12 protein-coding genes are annotated in these 15,127 nt (G+C 67.7%); 3 read left to right on the forward strand and 9 right to left on the reverse strand.

Annotated features, from left to right (window positions below):
- Positions 1–200 precede the first annotated feature (200 nt).
- Positions 201–1,328: an NDMA-dependent alcohol dehydrogenase gene (locus tag ACPXB3_RS09585; RefSeq protein ID WP_425727467.1), complete on the forward strand. Its 1,128-nt coding sequence runs from the start codon at positions 201–203 to the stop codon at positions 1,326–1,328.
- A gap of 10 nt (positions 1,329–1,338) precedes the next feature.
- Here the strand turns inward: ACPXB3_RS09585 and ACPXB3_RS09590 are convergent, their stop codons facing one another.
- From ACPXB3_RS09590 to ACPXB3_RS09605, 4 genes are all read right to left on the reverse strand, one after another.
- Positions 1,339–1,905 (reverse strand): potassium channel family protein, encoded by a 567-nt coding sequence (locus ACPXB3_RS09590; RefSeq protein WP_425727468.1) that lies wholly within the window; start codon positions 1,903–1,905, stop codon positions 1,339–1,341.
- Positions 1,889–3,883, reverse strand: coding sequence for a M13 family metallopeptidase (locus ACPXB3_RS09595; protein ID WP_425727469.1), 1,995 nt, complete (start codon positions 3,881–3,883; stop codon positions 1,889–1,891). Before ACPXB3_RS09595 ends, ACPXB3_RS09590 begins: the two co-directional genes overlap by 17 nt.
- Before the next feature lie 63 nt (positions 3,884–3,946).
- A complete protein-coding gene (locus ACPXB3_RS09600) occupies positions 3,947–4,705 on the reverse strand; it encodes a pirin family protein (protein WP_425727470.1) in 759 nt (252 codons plus the stop codon).
- An 86-nt stretch (positions 4,706–4,791) separates the two neighbouring features.
- Positions 4,792–5,037, reverse strand: a complete 246-nt coding sequence (locus tag ACPXB3_RS09605; RefSeq protein ID WP_425727471.1) for a hypothetical protein — start codon at positions 5,035–5,037, stop codon at positions 4,792–4,794.
- A gap of 94 nt (positions 5,038–5,131) precedes the next feature.
- Between ACPXB3_RS09605 and ACPXB3_RS09610 the strand changes: the two genes are divergently transcribed.
- Positions 5,132–6,769, forward strand: a complete 1,638-nt coding sequence (locus ACPXB3_RS09610; protein WP_425727495.1) for an NTF2-like N-terminal transpeptidase domain-containing protein — start codon at positions 5,132–5,134, stop codon at positions 6,767–6,769.
- Positions 6,770–6,796: 27 nt separating this feature from the next.
- On the opposite strand, the gene ACPXB3_RS09615 is transcribed toward ACPXB3_RS09610, so the two are convergent.
- Both ACPXB3_RS09615 and ACPXB3_RS09620 read right to left on the reverse strand, forming a co-directional pair.
- Complete coding sequence (locus ACPXB3_RS09615) at positions 6,797–7,285, reverse strand: DUF3054 domain-containing protein (RefSeq protein ID WP_425704209.1); 489 nt, start codon at positions 7,283–7,285, stop codon at positions 6,797–6,799.
- Positions 7,286–7,312: 27 nt separating this feature from the next.
- Positions 7,313–8,569 carry a lysylphosphatidylglycerol synthase transmembrane domain-containing protein gene (locus tag ACPXB3_RS09620; protein ID WP_425704210.1) on the reverse strand — a complete coding sequence of 419 codons (1,257 nt, stop codon included), beginning with the start codon at positions 8,567–8,569 and terminating at the stop codon, positions 7,313–7,315.
- A gap of 133 nt (positions 8,570–8,702) precedes the next feature.
- Here ACPXB3_RS09620 and ACPXB3_RS09625 point away from each other — a divergent pair, with 133 nt between their 5' ends.
- A complete protein-coding gene (locus ACPXB3_RS09625) occupies positions 8,703–9,926 on the forward strand; it encodes an AI-2E family transporter (protein WP_425727496.1) in 1,224 nt (407 codons plus the stop codon).
- A 27-nt stretch (positions 9,927–9,953) separates the two neighbouring features.
- Here ACPXB3_RS09625 and ACPXB3_RS09630 read toward each other — a convergent pair whose 3' ends face one another.
- From ACPXB3_RS09630 to trmB, 3 genes are all read right to left on the reverse strand, one after another.
- Positions 9,954–13,331 (reverse strand): MMPL family transporter, encoded by a 3,378-nt coding sequence (locus ACPXB3_RS09630; protein WP_425727472.1) that lies wholly within the window; start codon positions 13,329–13,331, stop codon positions 9,954–9,956.
- Positions 13,332–13,455: 124 nt separating this feature from the next.
- Positions 13,456–14,253: an NYN domain-containing protein gene (locus tag ACPXB3_RS09635; protein WP_425704212.1), complete on the reverse strand. Its 798-nt coding sequence runs from the start codon at positions 14,251–14,253 to the stop codon at positions 13,456–13,458.
- Positions 14,250–15,110, reverse strand: a complete 861-nt coding sequence (gene trmB / locus ACPXB3_RS09640; protein WP_425727473.1) for a tRNA (guanosine(46)-N7)-methyltransferase TrmB — start codon at positions 15,108–15,110, stop codon at positions 14,250–14,252. The genes ACPXB3_RS09635 and trmB overlap by 4 nt, the downstream gene beginning before the upstream one ends.
- Between the last annotated feature and the right edge of the window lie 17 nt (positions 15,111–15,127).

Consider the following 15,127-nt stretch of genomic DNA (forward strand, 5'->3'; position numbering starts at 1 on the left):
GTTACCCGCGGGTTGTGGCCGGAATGCCACAAGCCTTGGCCGTCGGGGTCCTCGGACGAGGAATCGCCATCGGCTGTCGCTCCGGTCGAGAATGCCGGAGTCGGAGTGCAGCAACAGATCTCGCCGTTCCCATGCCGATGGCCGCATGGATGGACGACGATGGCCGCAGGGCGCCGCAGTGCGCCGAAAAGGAGCAGAGCATGAAGACCAAGGGCGCGATCCTGCGCGAAACCGGCCGGCCGTGGCAGATCGAGGAGATCGAGGTCGGTGACCCGATCGCCGGTGAGGTCCAGGTGCGCCTCGCGGCCTCCGGGCTGTGCCACTCCGACCACCACCTGCGCACCGGCGACAGCCCGGCACCGATGCCGGTGCTCGGCGGACACGAGGGCGCCGGAGTGATCACCAAGGTCGGGCCCGGCGTCACCCGACTGCGCGAGGGCGATCACGTCGTCACCGCGTTCATCCCGGCGTGCGGCACCTGCGAGCCGTGCTCCCGGGGTCTGCAGAATCTTTGCGACGAGGGCTCCCGGCTGTTGACCGGGATGTCGATCTCCGACGACACCCATCGTCAGCACACCGCCGACGGGACACCGTTGACCCCGATGTGTCTGCTGGGCACCTTCGCCCCCTATATCACCGTCAACGAGGCGTCACTGGTCAAGATCGAGGACGACATCCCGCTCCGCGAGGCGGCACTGCTCGGATGCGGGGTGGCCACCGGCTGGGGGTCGGCGGTCGAGATCGGCGACACCCACACCGGTGACACGGTCGTGGTGATCGGCATCGGCGGCGTCGGGATCAACTCGGTCCAGGGCGCGGCCGCGGCGGGCGCCCGCTATGTGATCGCGATCGATCCGGTGCCGTTCAAACTGCAGATGGCCGAAAAGCTGGGCGCCACCCATACCTTCGCGTCGATCGAGGAGGCGGCTCCGGTTCTCGGCGAGATCACCTGGGGCCGGATGGCCAACACCACGGTGATCACCGTCGGCGAGATCTCCGGCGACATCATCGCACCGGCGCTCGGACTGACCGGCAAGGGCGGCCAGGTGATCGTCACCGGCATGGGCAATTTCGCCTCGCTGGACACCAAACTCAACCTGTTCGAGCTGACGCTGCTGCAGAAGCGGGTACAGGGAGCCATCTTCGGTGGCACCGGCCCGCGTACGCAGATCCCCAACCTGTTGCGCGAGTACCGGGCCGGTCGACTCAACCTGTCCGACCTGATCACCACCACCTACCGACAGGACCAGATCAACGAGGCCTACGACGACATGCTGTCGGGCAAGAACATTCGCGGCGTGATCGTCTACGGCGACGACGACTACTGACCCCGGCCTCTCAGTCGCCGACCGGGCCCGAGTGCCCGGTCGGCCGCCGCCGGGCGTTGACGAGCAGGGTCAGGAAACGGATTCCGAGGCCCAGTAGGACGAAACTGCTGACCATCTGCACCGACACCACGATGCGGGCACCCTGTGATACGGCCACGATGTCGCCGAACCCGGTCGTCGTGAACACGGTGAGACTGAAGTACAGCGCATCGACGCGGGTGAGCTTCTCGGTGAAGCCGTGCGCGGTGTATTCCGAGGACACGAAATACGCCGTGGCGAAGGCGACGATATAGAAGGTAGCGAGTGCCACGAGCATCTCGAGTGCGGTCACCACCGGGTAGCGCGACCGCAGGAAATGCCGGATCTCGTAGGCGCAGAACGCCATGAGCAGTGCGACGCCCGCGACGAAGCCGATCAGTTTGGAGTTGCTGGCCGCGTTGAAGGGCAACAGGAAATAGCCGACCAGCAGGAGCACCCCCGCCGCGATCGGCCGCAGGACGGCCGAGACCATCTCGCGGCGGGTGATCTCGTGCCCGTCGATGGTTCGACGGCGCCGCCGGTCACCAGATCCGGACACGGTCGGCGTCCGGGAGATACAGGGCATCACCCTCGGACACGCCAAACGCGTCGTAGAACGCGTCGATGTTGCGGACCACGCCGTTGCACCGGAACTCCGGCGGTGAGTGCGGGTCGATCGACAGCCGCCGGATGGCCTCGGCGTCACGGGTTTTGGTGCGCCAGATCTGCGCCCACGAGTAGAACACCCGCTGAACGCCGGTCAGGCCGTCGATCACGGGGGGCGGCGAAGATGTCGTGGCGAGCCGATAGGCGACGAGCGCGATCGACAGCCCGCCGAGGTCACCGATGTTCTCGCCGATCGTGAACTCGCCGTTGACCTTGTACTCCGTGTCGAGGCCCAGTGGCGTGAACTCGTTGTATTGATCGATGAGTTTGCGTGTACGCGTGGAGAATTCGGAGCGGTCCGCATCGCTCCACCAGTTGACGAGGTTGCCATCACCATCGTATTTGGCGCCCTGGTCGTCGAAGCCGTGGCCGATCTCGTGCCCGATGACCGCGCCGATCCCGCCGTAGTTGGCGGCGTCGTCGGCATCCGGGTCGAAGAACGGCGGTTGCAGGATCGCCGCCGGGAACACGATCTCGTTCATCCCCGGGTTGTAGTAGGCGTTGACCGTCTGCGGGGTCATGAACCACTCGTCGCGATCCACCGGTGCCCCGATCTTCGCAAGCTCCCGTTCCTGCTCGAAAGATGCTGCACGGGCGACGTTTCCGACCAGGTCGCCGCGATCGACGGTCAGCGCGCCGTAATCGCGCCAGCGGGCCGGATAGCCGATCTTCGGGGTGAACTTGCCGAGCTTGGTCAGGGCCTTCTCGCGGGTGGCCGGGGTCATCCAGTCGAGGTCGGAGATGTTGCGCCGGTAGGCCTTGACGAGATTGTCGATCAACTCGTCCATCCGGGCCTTGGCCTCGGGCGGGAAGTGTTGTTCGACGTAGAGGCGCCCGACCGCGAATCCCATTGCGTCCTCGACGAAGCCGACACCGCGTTTCCACCGGTCGCGGATGGTCTGCGCTCCGGTCAGGGTGCGGCCATAGAAATCGAAGTTCTCGTCGACGAACGCAGACGAGAGATATGGTGCGGCCGAACGCAAGAGACGCCAGGTGAGCCACGTCTTCCAGTCCGCGAGCGGGGTCTCCTCGACCAGGGTGGCGACGTCGGTGACGAACGACGGCTGACCGACCACCACCTCGGCGAAGGTGTCGTCGCCGACGGTGCCGAGCCCGCCGAACCATGCGTGCAGGTCGAAACCGGCTGCAGCGGAGGAGAATTCGTCGAGACTCATCAGGTTGTAGGTGAGCTCGGCGTCGCGGCGGCGCACTACATCCCAATGGTGTCCGGCGATCGCGGTCTCCAGCCGCAGCACGGTCTGTGCGCGCTCGTCGGCGCCGTCGAGCCCGGCGAGGCCGAACGCCCGGCCGATGTGCGCGACGTACTGGTCGCGAGTCTGGGCGTGCTTGTCCTCGCGGTAGTAGGACTCGTCGGGTAAGCCCAGTCCTGATTGCACGATGTGGACGAGGTACCGGTCGGATCGGCGGGCGTCGGTGTCGACGTAGAAACCGAACAGCCCGCCGACGCCGTGTCGCTGAAGCCGTCCGATCCGGGCGGACAGTTCGGCGACATCGGAGATCGCGGCGATCCTCTCCAGTTCACCGGAGATCGGTCCGATGCCCAGGGCCTCGATGTGCTCGGTGTCCATGAACGACCCGTAGAGATCGCCGATCTTGGCGGCGTCGGTGCCGCTCGGCGCATTCGACTCGGCGGCGTCGGTGATGATGTCGCGGACGTTTTCCTCGGCGCGGTCGCGCAGCACGTGAAACGCGCCGTCGACCGAGCGGTCCTCGGGGATGACATGTGATGCCAGCCATTTACCGTTGACGTGGGCGAACAGGTCGTCCTCGACGCGCACGGCGTCGTCGACCCAGTCGAGGTCCAATCCGGATTCGGGCAGAGAATGCTTCGACACAGTCACGCCGTCCATCCTGTCATCGCCGTGGCGATTCGTCACCGGGTAGTGCGCTCGGCGGTCATATCTCGCCCCGGCTCAGAATTCACCCAGTGCGCTGTCCATCGCCCAGTAGAGGATCTCGGCATCCGTGCGCGCCACCAACCGGACGTCGCCGACGTCGGTGCCGCGGGCGGCATCGCCGGCCGACAACTCACCGGGCCCGTCGAGCTGCACCGATTCGAGCTGCACCGATCCGTTGACGACGAACAGATGCGTGAAGCGGGCGCCGGGCAGTGTCAGTGTGCGACCGGACGCCGGGCGGGCGGCATAAAGGGTCGCGCCGGCGTTCGCGATGGCGATCGCGGCCGCATGGTCGGGATTGCCCGAGGCGACCGGCACCAGCTCGCCGGTCGCCAGCTCGGTGGAGATGTCGCGCTGCGCGTATGAGGGGGCAAGGCCATGCCGGTCGGGCATGACCCACATCTGGACATAGTGCGTTCTCGTGGTGCCCGAGCCGGGAAGGTCGGGCCAGGGTTCGTTGCGTTCGGAGTGGTCGACACCGCTGCCTGCGCTCATGCGCTGGGCCAGACCCGGGGGCACGACTCCGGAGTTGCCCGCGGAATCGCGATGTACAAGCGATCCCGAACTGACCCATGTGACTATCTCGGATTCTTGGTGATGGTGTGTTTCGAACCCGCATTTTGGCGGTAAATATTCTTCGTTGGATGCAATTAAGGCACCATGGTGGGTGTTGGCTGGATCGTAGTGATCGCCGAAGGAGAAGCAATGGTAGGAGGTGAGCCAGGCGGTCGACGTCAGGCTCCTGTCTCCGGCCCGGATGACCGTGTAGCCCATACCCCATTATGGGCACCCGAGAGCGACGCGGACGCGGGCCCACCCCGGCCTGCTCGGATGCGTGGCCGCATTCCGGCGAATTCTTCTCAGATCCCGCGCACCCCGCCTGCCCCGAGGACGCCGCAGTCGGGCCGCCACCGGGCCGGCGATGACGATCCGCAGCCCGCCGTCGATCGGCGGTCGACGAGTTCGCCCCGTGCCCGGTCCGGTTCTGCTGCCCGGTCCGGTTCTGCGGCCCGGTCCGGTTCTGCCCAGCGCCCGCGCGCCACGGCGGGCCCGGCCGCGGCCGACCCCGCTGCGGGTTCGGCGGCGAAGGCGTCAGCGAAAGGCAAAACTGCAGTACGAGACCCGATCGTGACCGGTCCGAAGCCCGACTGCAAGCCTGCGGCATCGAATTCTCGTGTGACTAGAGTGAAAATTGTGACTATGGGTACTCGGGTGAAATGGGCGGCGCTCGCCGCGTGCGTGGTGCTGATCTGTGCTGCCGCGTTCGGGATCAAGGAGTTGGTCTCGCAGACCCCCGATACCGGCGCCAAGGCCACCGCGAACGAGTTCGCCGCGGCCTGGGGTCGCCAGGACGCCGCCGCGGCCGCAAAGTTGACGACGGCGCCGGGACAGGCCGGTGAGGCGCTGACCCAGACCTTGCAGGCGATGAATGCCCGCGAGGTCGATGTCGCGGTGGAGAAGCCGGTCGAGTACAGCGACGGCACCGCGTCGTTCTCGCTGCGGACCACCTGGAAGTTCGATTCCGATCACACCTTCACCTCGAACAGTTCGGGCGCCGCGCGGCATCTGTCGACCGGGTGGAAGATCACCTGGGAGCCGAGCGTGATCTACCCGGGACTGCCCGTCGGTGGCAACCTGCGCGAGATCCGCACCGACGCAACGCCTGCGCCGACGGTCAACAGCCGCTCGGGTAAGCCCCTGATGTACCTGCAGCCGGTCAACGAGATCGTCCTCGACCCGTCCCAGACCCGCGACGTCAATGCGTCGGCGAAGGCGCTGGCCACCACGCTCGCACCGATCGCCCCGCTGGTCACGACCTCGGTCATCGGCGAGAAACTGGCCGCAACGCCCGGTAAGCCCATCACCGCGGTGACACTGCGCAACTCCGATATGGGCGTTCTCACCAGCGACCCGGCCTCGGTGCCGGGCGTGACCGTGCGCAAGGCGGGCATGCTCGTCATGGCCGATCGTCGGCTCTCCTCGCCGCTCGAGAGCGGTCTCACCAACTACTGGCAGGCGATCCGCAACGCAACCGCCGGGTGGCAGGTACAGATGGTCGGCCCAGGGATGGCGCCGCAGCGGCTCGCCGGCGAGCAGGGTCCCCCCGGCCCGAACGTGCCGACGTCGGTGGACCAGGGCGTACAACTCACGCTGGGCGATGCCGCGGTCGAGGTCGGGCAGCCGGCCACCATCATGGCGCTCGACGCGAAGTCGGGTGCGATTCTCGGTGCGGCACAGAACACCTACGCCGCCGAGCGTGGCAACAACCCCGACGCCGCGTATCCCGTCGGGTCGACTCTCGACCCGGTGCTCGCCGCCGTCGACCGCAGCGCGCGGGCCAATCAGGAGACCCCCGACTCGGTGCTCGACCGGCTCGGTCTGGGCGTGCAGTTCACCGTTCCGGGGGCCAGCGCTCCGGCCACGGGCACCGGGGTGGCGACGATCGATCTGCGCTCGGCCGCAACACAGATGTCGATGACGAACATGGCCGCGCTCGGTGTGGCCATGGCACGCAGCGCGTCCGGAACCGCCGACTCGGTGGCGCCCTACGTCGTCGACGGGGTGCCGACCAAGGTGGCCGGTGGCCGACTCGGCGGCTTGAATCCCGATCTGACCGGTCCGATCTGGGATGCGATGACCACCACCGCCAAGACCGGTGACGCCAGCGACCTCACCAACGATCCCGGACTGCGGGCACTGGTCGGCACCAACGGTCCCGATGGGCCCGGGTGGTTCGTCGGAGTCCAGGGCGGCAAGGTCGTCGTGATCTATACCGAGGGCCCGAAGTCGGGAACCGCGGCGCTTCAGGTGGCGCAGAAGTACTTCCGCATCCAGTGAGCGGCGCGGGCCGCAGGTCGCGGACCGTCAGGGGGCCGCGTCCGCGGCCGGTGTCGGCCGGTGCGACTCGAGCCGCCGCAGGATCAGAGCGGTCAGCGCGCGCCAGCCGAGCAGGAACAGGCCGAGCACGACCGTGGTGACGACGATGAAGCTCACCTCGGTGCCCTCGTGGAACAGGTAGCGCAGGATCATGCCGACCGTGACCGCGCAGAACCAGATCGCCAGCCCGGCGGGCACCACCCGCTCCGGGCGGAAGTCGCGGCCGAACCAGTCACTGGACCGGACGTGGGAGTACACGTAGACGATCGACCAGCCGACGGCGGCGCCTGCGACGAACGGCCACAATGTCTGGACAACCGACAGCGGTGCGTAACCGTGATGATGCGACCCGCGACCGATCAGCACGAACACCGCAATCGCGACGACGTCGGCGAAGGCGGTGACGGGCAACCGGACGGTGGTCGACGCGTGCGATGTGGACCGGGCCACCCTGCTGGCCATGTCAGAACTCGACATGGTGACCAACGGTAGCCGAAGTCGGCGTCAAGCCGAATTCGCCTCGTCGTCCGGAGGGTCGACATCGCGTTCGGCGTGTGACCGGCGCCGGTCCCCGGGGTCTGATTCGCCCGGGTCTGATTCGCCGGGCTCCGATCGGCCGGGGTCTGATCGGCCGGGGTCTGATCGGCCGGGGTCTGATCGGCGGGAGTCTGATTCGTCGAGCTCTTCGATGGTCTGTTCGCGGTCGTGGTCGTACTCGGCCTCGAGTTCGGCCTTGTCGCGGATCCCCGACCGGAACTTCGCCATGATCACCACCCACCCGAGCACGGAGATCAGGACGTAGCTGACGATGCGGTACACCAGTACCGCGGTCAGTGCGTCCGCCGCGGGCATCCCGGCCGTGGTCAGCGCCGGCACGAGGACGGCGTCGACGACGCCGATGCCGCCCGGCAGCAGCGGGACCGCGGTACCCACCGCCTTGCCCGCGGCATAGGCCACCATCACACCGGAGTACGACGGATGGACACCGACGGCCCAGCACGCGAACATCAGGCAGGCGATGTCGGTGATCCAGTTGAACAGGCTCCATCCGAACGCCGTCGCGGTGTCGCGCCGGGTCAGCTTCACCGCCCGCAGCTGCTCGAGGATCTCGTGGAGACGTTCCTTTCCCGAGTCCTCGGGCTTGTTGCGCAGGTGATTGTACCAGCCCAGCATCCGCTCGCCGGTGGACCGTAACGACTCGGGATGGGTGGCCAGGTACTGCAGGACCAGGGCGACCGCGACGAATCCGACGATGGAGAACACCAACGTGAACGGATTGGTCTTGGCCCCGGCGAGGACCGCACCACCGAAACCGAGGACCGCGAGCCCGACACCGGCCAGCAGCCCGGACATCACCACCTGCCACGACGCGACGACCGGGGTGGCGCCCCACTTGCGGGTCTCGCGGTAGGTGAAGGCCGGCGCGAGTACCTGACCACCGGGCATCGTCTGCGACAGCGAATTCGCGGCCAGCACCACGGCCAGCGACTTCATCTGCTTGACCATCACACCGGCCGAGCGCAGCAACGCCCGCTGCACCTGGGCGAAACTGTCCATGGAGAGGACGGCCGCCATCATGCACGCCACCAGCCACACCCAGTCGAGGTCGCCGGTCCGGTGCCACACCTGTTCGAGCTTGGGCCAGATCAGGACCACCTCGACGGCGAGGATCACCACCACGACCGCCAAGACCACCCAGCGCAACCACCAGAATCGGCGGCGGGCCGGCGGGGTGCCGACCGTCGGTTGGTCCGATGACATAGGCATCACCCTATCCACCGCTACTCTGACGTTCGTGGACGATGGTTCTTCGGCGGTCGCGCCCGACGGCGATGGTGATCCTCGGCGGGCCCGGCGAAGCCTCGCGGATCTGGATCGTTCGGCGGTCCATCCGATGGTGCGCAAGGCCGCCGAATGGAGTTGGCGGCTTCTGCTCATCCTGGCCGTCGTCTACATCGCGGGACGCCTCTTCCAGAAATTCGACGAGGTGACGGTGCCGCTGTCGCTGGCGATTCTGCTCTCGGCGTTCCTCATGCCCGCGGTCGATTTCCTCAACCGGCGCCGTGTGCCGCGGTCGTTGTCGGTGGTCATCGTCATGCTCGCCGCGCTCGGTGTGGTCGGCGGGGTGTTGACCTTTGTCGGCCGGGCCTTCGTCAGTGGATTCCCCCAACTCACCGACGAGGTCGTCTCGACGATCAACGAGACCCGAAAGTGGTTGACGGACGGCCCGTTGCGCATCGACGAGGGCCAGGTCAGTCACCTCGGCAACAACATCATCGACCTCATGCAGCACAACCAGGCCAAGCTGGCCAGCGGTGCGCTGGCCACCGCCACGACCGCAACCGAACTGATCACCGGGCTGCTGCTGATGGTGTTCCTGATGATCTTCTTCTTGTACGGCGGCGGCAATATCTGGGAATTCTGTACCCATCTCGTGCCGCGGGGATCCCGGGACAAGGTGGTCTCGGCGGGAGTCGCCGGGTTCGGAACGCTCGTCGCGTACGTCCGCGCGACCGTCGTCGTCGCCCTCGTCGACGCCGTCTGCATCGGTATCGGACTCGCGATCCTGCGAGTGCCCCTTGCTCTTCCGCTGGCGACGGTGATCTTTCTGTTCTCGTTCATCCCCATCGTGGGTGCACTGATCAGCGGATCGCTCGCGGTCGTCATCGCGCTGGTCACGCAGGGCTGGCTGACCGCGGTGATCGTGCTGGCCATCCTGATCGGTGTCATGCAGCTCGAAGGGCATGTGCTGCAACCATTCCTGATGGGCCGCTCGGTGCGGCTGCATCCGGTTGCGGTCATCCTGGGGATCGGTGCGGGCATCGTCGCCGCCGGGATCGTCGGCGGCCTGCTCGCCGTCCCGGTGATCGCCTTCACCAACACTGCCGTGCGCTATTTGAGGGGCACGCCGCTCGATGAGGTGATCAAGGGCGACGGGGCCTTCGAGGCGACTCCGGACCCGCCGATCTGGGACCGGCTACACCTTGAGCAGGCGATCCTCGACGCCGAACAACTCGCCGACGAGATCACCGACGACAAGCCGGACGGCGACGGCGACGACGGCGACGGGGACGACGGCGACGGCGGGCGCGACAACGGCGCCCGCCCTCCGGACTGAACAGCGGAGCCGCGCTCCGGTCGCCGGCTACTCGCTCTGATCCCCGCCGCGGCTGCGCCGCAACAGTTCGTGCACGCTGATGCGGTTGTCGTCGGCATCGCGGGCGTGCCGGTCGCCGGTGGATCGATCGGGTCCGGCGCCGCGGGAGACCGGCGGTTCCGGCTGATCGGGCACATCTGCGGTCACGGTCGGATCGTTGCCGACCTCACGTGGCGGCACGAGACGTGCCGAGCCCGGCGTCAACCCACGGTCCATCGGCGAACGGCCGGTCCGGTCCGCACGCGAATCGGATGACCGACCGGATTGGGGCCCGCCACTCGGGGACATGCCGCGGCGGGCGCGTTCCTCCGGGCTCACCGACGCGGCCAGTGGGCGTCGGCCCGTCTGGTCCAGTTCGGGCCGGCGTGACAACGGGGACGGGCCTCCCGCAGACGAACCTCCCGACGACGAACCTCCCGCCGACGAACCTCCCGACGGCGGCGCGCCGCCGGGGGTGCCGGCCGGCACCTGAGGCGGTGCCGATGGGCGCCGGGTCGTCTCCGGCCGGGGCCGCGGTGCCGGGCGCGCGCCGGGCGCCGGCCCGGGACCGCTGAGGCGGATACCGCCCTCGCCGAGGCTCCAGCCGCCGGTGTCGGGCCGATCCTGCTTGGGCATCGCGTAGGGCCGCGGCGGCATCGGTCGGGACTCTGGGGGCCGGGACTCTGGGGGCCGGGACTCTGGGGGCCGGGGCTGGGTGGGCCGCGGCTGGGTCGCGCGCGGTGCACCGATGTCGCCGGACGGTGGTGCCGAGGTGCCGCGACGAGCCGGAACCTGTTGTGGCCGTGCGCGATTCGATTCACTCGGCGGAGCAGCTGGCTCCAGGGTAGCGGTCGCGGACACGGTTTCGGTGGTGGCGCGGCGCCGGGTGCGGGTGGCCGGGGCCGCCGCGGTCATCACCGAGGTGGGTACCTCCGCGACGAGGGCGCCGGCGCTCAGTGGGCGGGACGCGCCGGCCGCGGGCAGTTTGTCGCCGGGCTGCTCGTCGAGGATGGTCTCGCCCAGGCCGATCTTGCGCTGCAGCGAGCTCATCCAGCGTGGTGCCCACCAGCAGTCGTCGCCGAGCAGTCTCATCACCGACGGCACCAGCAACATACGAATGATGGTGGCGTCGAGGATGAGTGCCGCGATCATTCCGTATGCGATGTACTTCATCATCACGATGTCGGAGAGCCCGAAGGCGCCGGTGACCACCACGAGGATCGCCGCGGCGGCCGTGATGATGCGGCCGGTCAGGGCGGTGCCGGTGCGGATGGCCTCGGTGGTCGAGGCACCTCGCTGTCTGGCCTCGACCATTCTGGAGAGCAGGAATATCTCATAGTCGGTCGACAGACCGAAGACGATCGCGATGATCAGCACCAACACCGCGGCGAACAGCGGGCCGGGCGTGAAGTTGGCCAGTCCGGCGCCGTGGCCGTCGACGAAGATCCACGTCAGGATGCCCAGGGTGGCGCCGAGTCCCAACGCCGACATCAATGCCGCCTTGATCGGCAGCACCACCGATCCGAATGCGAGGAACATCAGCAGGCCGGTGATGAGCACCAACATTATCGTCATCAACGGAAGCCGTTGCAGCAGTGCGTCGATCGAATCCTGGGTCAGGGCCGGGGTGCCGGCCACCCACATTCGCATGCCGCCAGGGATCTGGATCGAACGCAGATCCTTGATCGCCTCGCCCGCGGTATTGCGATCGACGAGTCCCGCCGACATCTGCATGACCGGTGGACCGTTGGCGCCGCCGTAGTTGCCGGTGAGTGCACCGTCGTTGGCCGAGGAGCTGAACTTCTTGGTGAAGCCGGGGACCTTGTTGGCCTCGTCGGCGATCTGCTGGAGTTTGTTACCTGCCGACGGGTCGTTGTCGTCATAGAGGATGACGAGCTTGATCTCTTCGGTGCGTTCGGTGGGGAAGTATTTGTCGAATGTCTCCTGCGCGACGCGCGCCGGATTGTCCGGCGGGAGATACGTCTCGCTGATACCGCCGAATTTGATGCCGCCGAACGGGATGGTCAGCACGAGGAGCAACAGGACGGTGGGCACCGCGGTCGCCACCGGATGCTTCATCACCCAGCCCGACAACCGCCCCCAGAAGCCGTTCTCGATCTCCTCGCGCGACTTGGTGCGTCCGGTGAGGTCGGCGACCCGGTGGTCGAGGCGGTCCGCGCCCGACGGGGAGAACTTCCGGATTATCGGGAACAGCGTGTAGGAGAGCATCCACCGCAGCGAGAACGCGTCGACCCGCGGGCCCAGGATGCTCAGCAGCGCGGGCAGGACCGTGAGCGACAGGATCGCGGCCAACGACACCGACGCGATCGCGCCGTAGGCCACCGACTTGAGGAAGCCCTGCGGCATGATCAGCAGACACGCGATCGCGGCGACGATGATCGTCGCCGAGAAGACCACCGTCTGCCCGGCAGTCATCACGGTTCTTCGTACCGCGGCCTTCGTCGAATAGCCTTCGGCAAGTTCCTCACGAAAACGGCTCACGATGAACAGGCCGTAGTCGATGGCGATACCCAGGCCGATCAGGGTGACGACCGACTGCGCGAAGATGTTCAGTTCGGTGACCTGGGCGATCGCGTTCATGATGCCCAGCGAGCCGGCGATCGTCAGGCCACCGATCAGCACGGGCAGACAGGCCGCGATGACACCGCCGAAGATGAAGAACAGCATGAGCGCCACCAGCGGCAGCGCGATGATCTCGGCGCGCGAGATGTCGGCGTCCATCCCGCGGGCCATGGCCCCGGCCACCGGCTGCAGCCCGGCCAACTGGAACTGTGTTCCCGCGGGCAGGCCGTATCTCTCGGCGATGCCGGAGAACTCGGGTTCGATCTTCTTGAAGTTGCCGAGGACCGTCGTGTCGTCGTTGCCCGCGACACCGATGCTGATGAACGCCCGCTGCCGGTCGGCGGTGATCGTGCGTGATCGGACGATGTCCTGCGCGGCCTGCGAGGCCGCGTCCTTGGGCTGGTAGAAGGGGTCGATGATCTGCTGGTTGTTCTGCAACGCCTGCTGCTGGCCTGCGTCGGTGGAGCTGTCGCCGTTGTAGGCGCGCTGCACGATCGACGGGTACTTCGCGAGCAGGTCGTCGACGAACTTCTCGACCTTCGGTGCGATCTGGGGATCATCGACCGTCTTACCCGGCGGGGCGGTGATCAGCAGGATGACGTCGGAGCGGTGATCGCGGCCCAGCGCCTTGTCGGCGACGACCGAGCCCTTCGACGACTGCGAGGTCGGGTCGAACCAGCCGCTCTGACTGAGGTGCTTGCTGAGACCCAGGCCGTAGAGGCCCAATCCCGCCATCAGCACGACCATGACGGCGATGACGGCAAAGCGCATCCGATAGACGAATGTGCCGATGGCTCCGAACACGCCCAGTCCTTTCTCGAGTCCGGGGAAAGATTGTCGCAGCGCCTCCTGAGCGCTCCCTGAGGCCCCCGCAACCCCTGGCCTGCCGCGTCGCGCGACGGCGCGCGGCAGGGCTACATCGTCGGACTCACCGCAGGAGCGCGGTGAGCGGGCGGAACGGCGCGAGCCACGCACCCTCGTCGGGCAGTGAATCGAGCCCGATGCGTGGCAGCGGTTCGCGGAACACGCCAGGGATGTCTTCGAGGTCGACGAACTCGAGTCCGTCGGTCGTCAACGCCCAACTGGCGTGCTCCCGAAATCCGATCACGGTGACCGGGACGCCGTCGGCGACGATGCCCAACAGCGGTTCCCGGAAGGCCTGCCCATCGGCAGACGCCACGATCAGTCCGGCTAACCCCACAGTGTGCCTGCGCAACTCGATGTGGTCGAGCATGTCGGAGTCGACGTCGCTGTCGTCGGACACCTTCGGTTTGGCGAAGACGGCGTAACCCACGTTGCGCAACGCCTCCACCCACGGCCGTACGACATCGGCGCTACCAGGCACGATGTTGGTGAACACGGTGGCCTCGGGTTCGACGATGCCGCGGGGCCGGTCTGCGGTCGTCGGCCCGGTGTCACCGGGACCGGATGTGGGAAGTCCCACCACGCCCCGGTCCGCATCGGCCGGTTGCGCATCCACCGGGCCGCCATCGCCTGCGCGGACCGCGTGCTTGCCGGAGACGTCGGCGGTGCGCGTGAGCAGCCACCGTCCGAGGGCGTCGAAACGGGGTCGGTGCGCGGCGGTGGGCCGGCCGCCGAGGATGGCCCCGAGACCCATGTCCATGTTCGGGGCATCCCAGATCAGGAGCATGCGCGGTGCGCTGCTGTTCCCGGAGATGGAATCGGCGAAACGGCTGCCGGGCGGCGTCGGTGCGGCGTCGTTCATCGGTTCTCCTCGGTGTCGGCGCCCCGGGTCGGAGCCTCCTGCGTGGGTGTGTCGTGCGGGTGTGCCGGGCGTGGGGGCCGGACGTACACGAACTCGTTGACCGCGCGGCCCTCGCGGTCGGCCCGGCCCTCGAACTTCGTGGTGGGACGGCTCAGCGAGATGGGCGTCGGACCCGTGGCCCCGACGACGTGTGGCGCGGCAGGGTCCTGGGTGGCGAGGATCTCCGCGATCCACTCGGCGTAGCCGGCATGGTCGGTGGCGATGTGCAGGATTCCGCCGTCGGCCAGGCGGTCGGCCATCAGTTCGACGGTTCCGCGCTGGATGAAGCGCCGCTTGTGGTGCCGTGATTTGGGCCAGGGGTCGGGGAAGAAGACCCGGATGCCGGTCAGGCTCGCGGTGGGGATGAGTTCGCGCAGCACCACGACGGCGTCACCGCGGATCATCCGGATGTTGGTGAGGCCGCCGCGCTCGATCAGGCCGAGCAGTTGTGCGAGGCCGGGTTTGTAGACCTCGACGGCGAGGACGTCGAGGCCGGGTTCGTCGTGGGCCATCGCGGCGGTCGAGATGCCGGTGCCGCTGCCGACCTCGAGAACCCGGGGCGCCTGCCGGCCGAACGTCGCGGTCAGGTCCAACGGTGGTTCGGGGGTCTGGGTGACCCCGGTGGCCAGGTCGCGGCCGAGCTCCGGCCAGCGGGTTTCCCAGTTGCGTTGCTGATTGGGTGTCAGTGACCCGCGCCGGAACCGGAAACTCGTGACCCGCGGATAGAGCCGGGACCGGTCGGTGTGCTCGTGTGGCGGTTTCTCCTGCTCACGCGGCTGCGCCTCGGCGGTGTGGGGCACCGGTCCATCGTTGTTCACCGGTCCATCGTGGCCTA

The sequence above is a fragment of the Gordonia sp. DT219 genome, from assembly GCF_049847065.1.
Classification (GTDB): Bacteria; Actinomycetota; Actinomycetes; order Mycobacteriales; family Mycobacteriaceae; genus Gordonia.

Bases quoted from the DNA above. Each gene is read 5' to 3' on its own strand.
- ACPXB3_RS09615 (WP_425704209.1), bottom strand. From the start codon at position 7,285: ATGTCGAGTTCTGACATGGCCAGCAGGGTGGCCCGGTCCACATCGCAC.
- ACPXB3_RS09620 (WP_425704210.1), bottom strand. From the start codon at position 8,569: ATGTCATCGGACCAACCGACGGTCGGCACCCCGCCGGCCCGCCGCCGA.
- ACPXB3_RS09625 (WP_425727496.1), top strand. From the start codon at position 8,703: ATGGTGCGCAAGGCCGCCGAATGGAGTTGGCGGCTTCTGCTCATCCTG.
- ACPXB3_RS09600 (WP_425727470.1), bottom strand. From the start codon at position 4,705: ATGGGCTACACGGTCATCCGGGCCGGAGACAGGAGCCTGACGTCGACC.
- ACPXB3_RS09635 (WP_425704212.1), bottom strand. From the start codon at position 14,253: ATGAACGACGCCGCACCGACGCCGCCCGGCAGCCGTTTCGCCGATTCC.
- ACPXB3_RS09585 (WP_425727467.1), top strand. From the start codon at position 201: ATGAAGACCAAGGGCGCGATCCTGCGCGAAACCGGCCGGCCGTGGCAG.
- ACPXB3_RS09595 (WP_425727469.1), bottom strand. From the start codon at position 3,883: ATGGACGGCGTGACTGTGTCGAAGCATTCTCTGCCCGAATCCGGATTG.
- ACPXB3_RS09610 (WP_425727495.1), top strand. From the start codon at position 5,132: ATGGGTACTCGGGTGAAATGGGCGGCGCTCGCCGCGTGCGTGGTGCTG.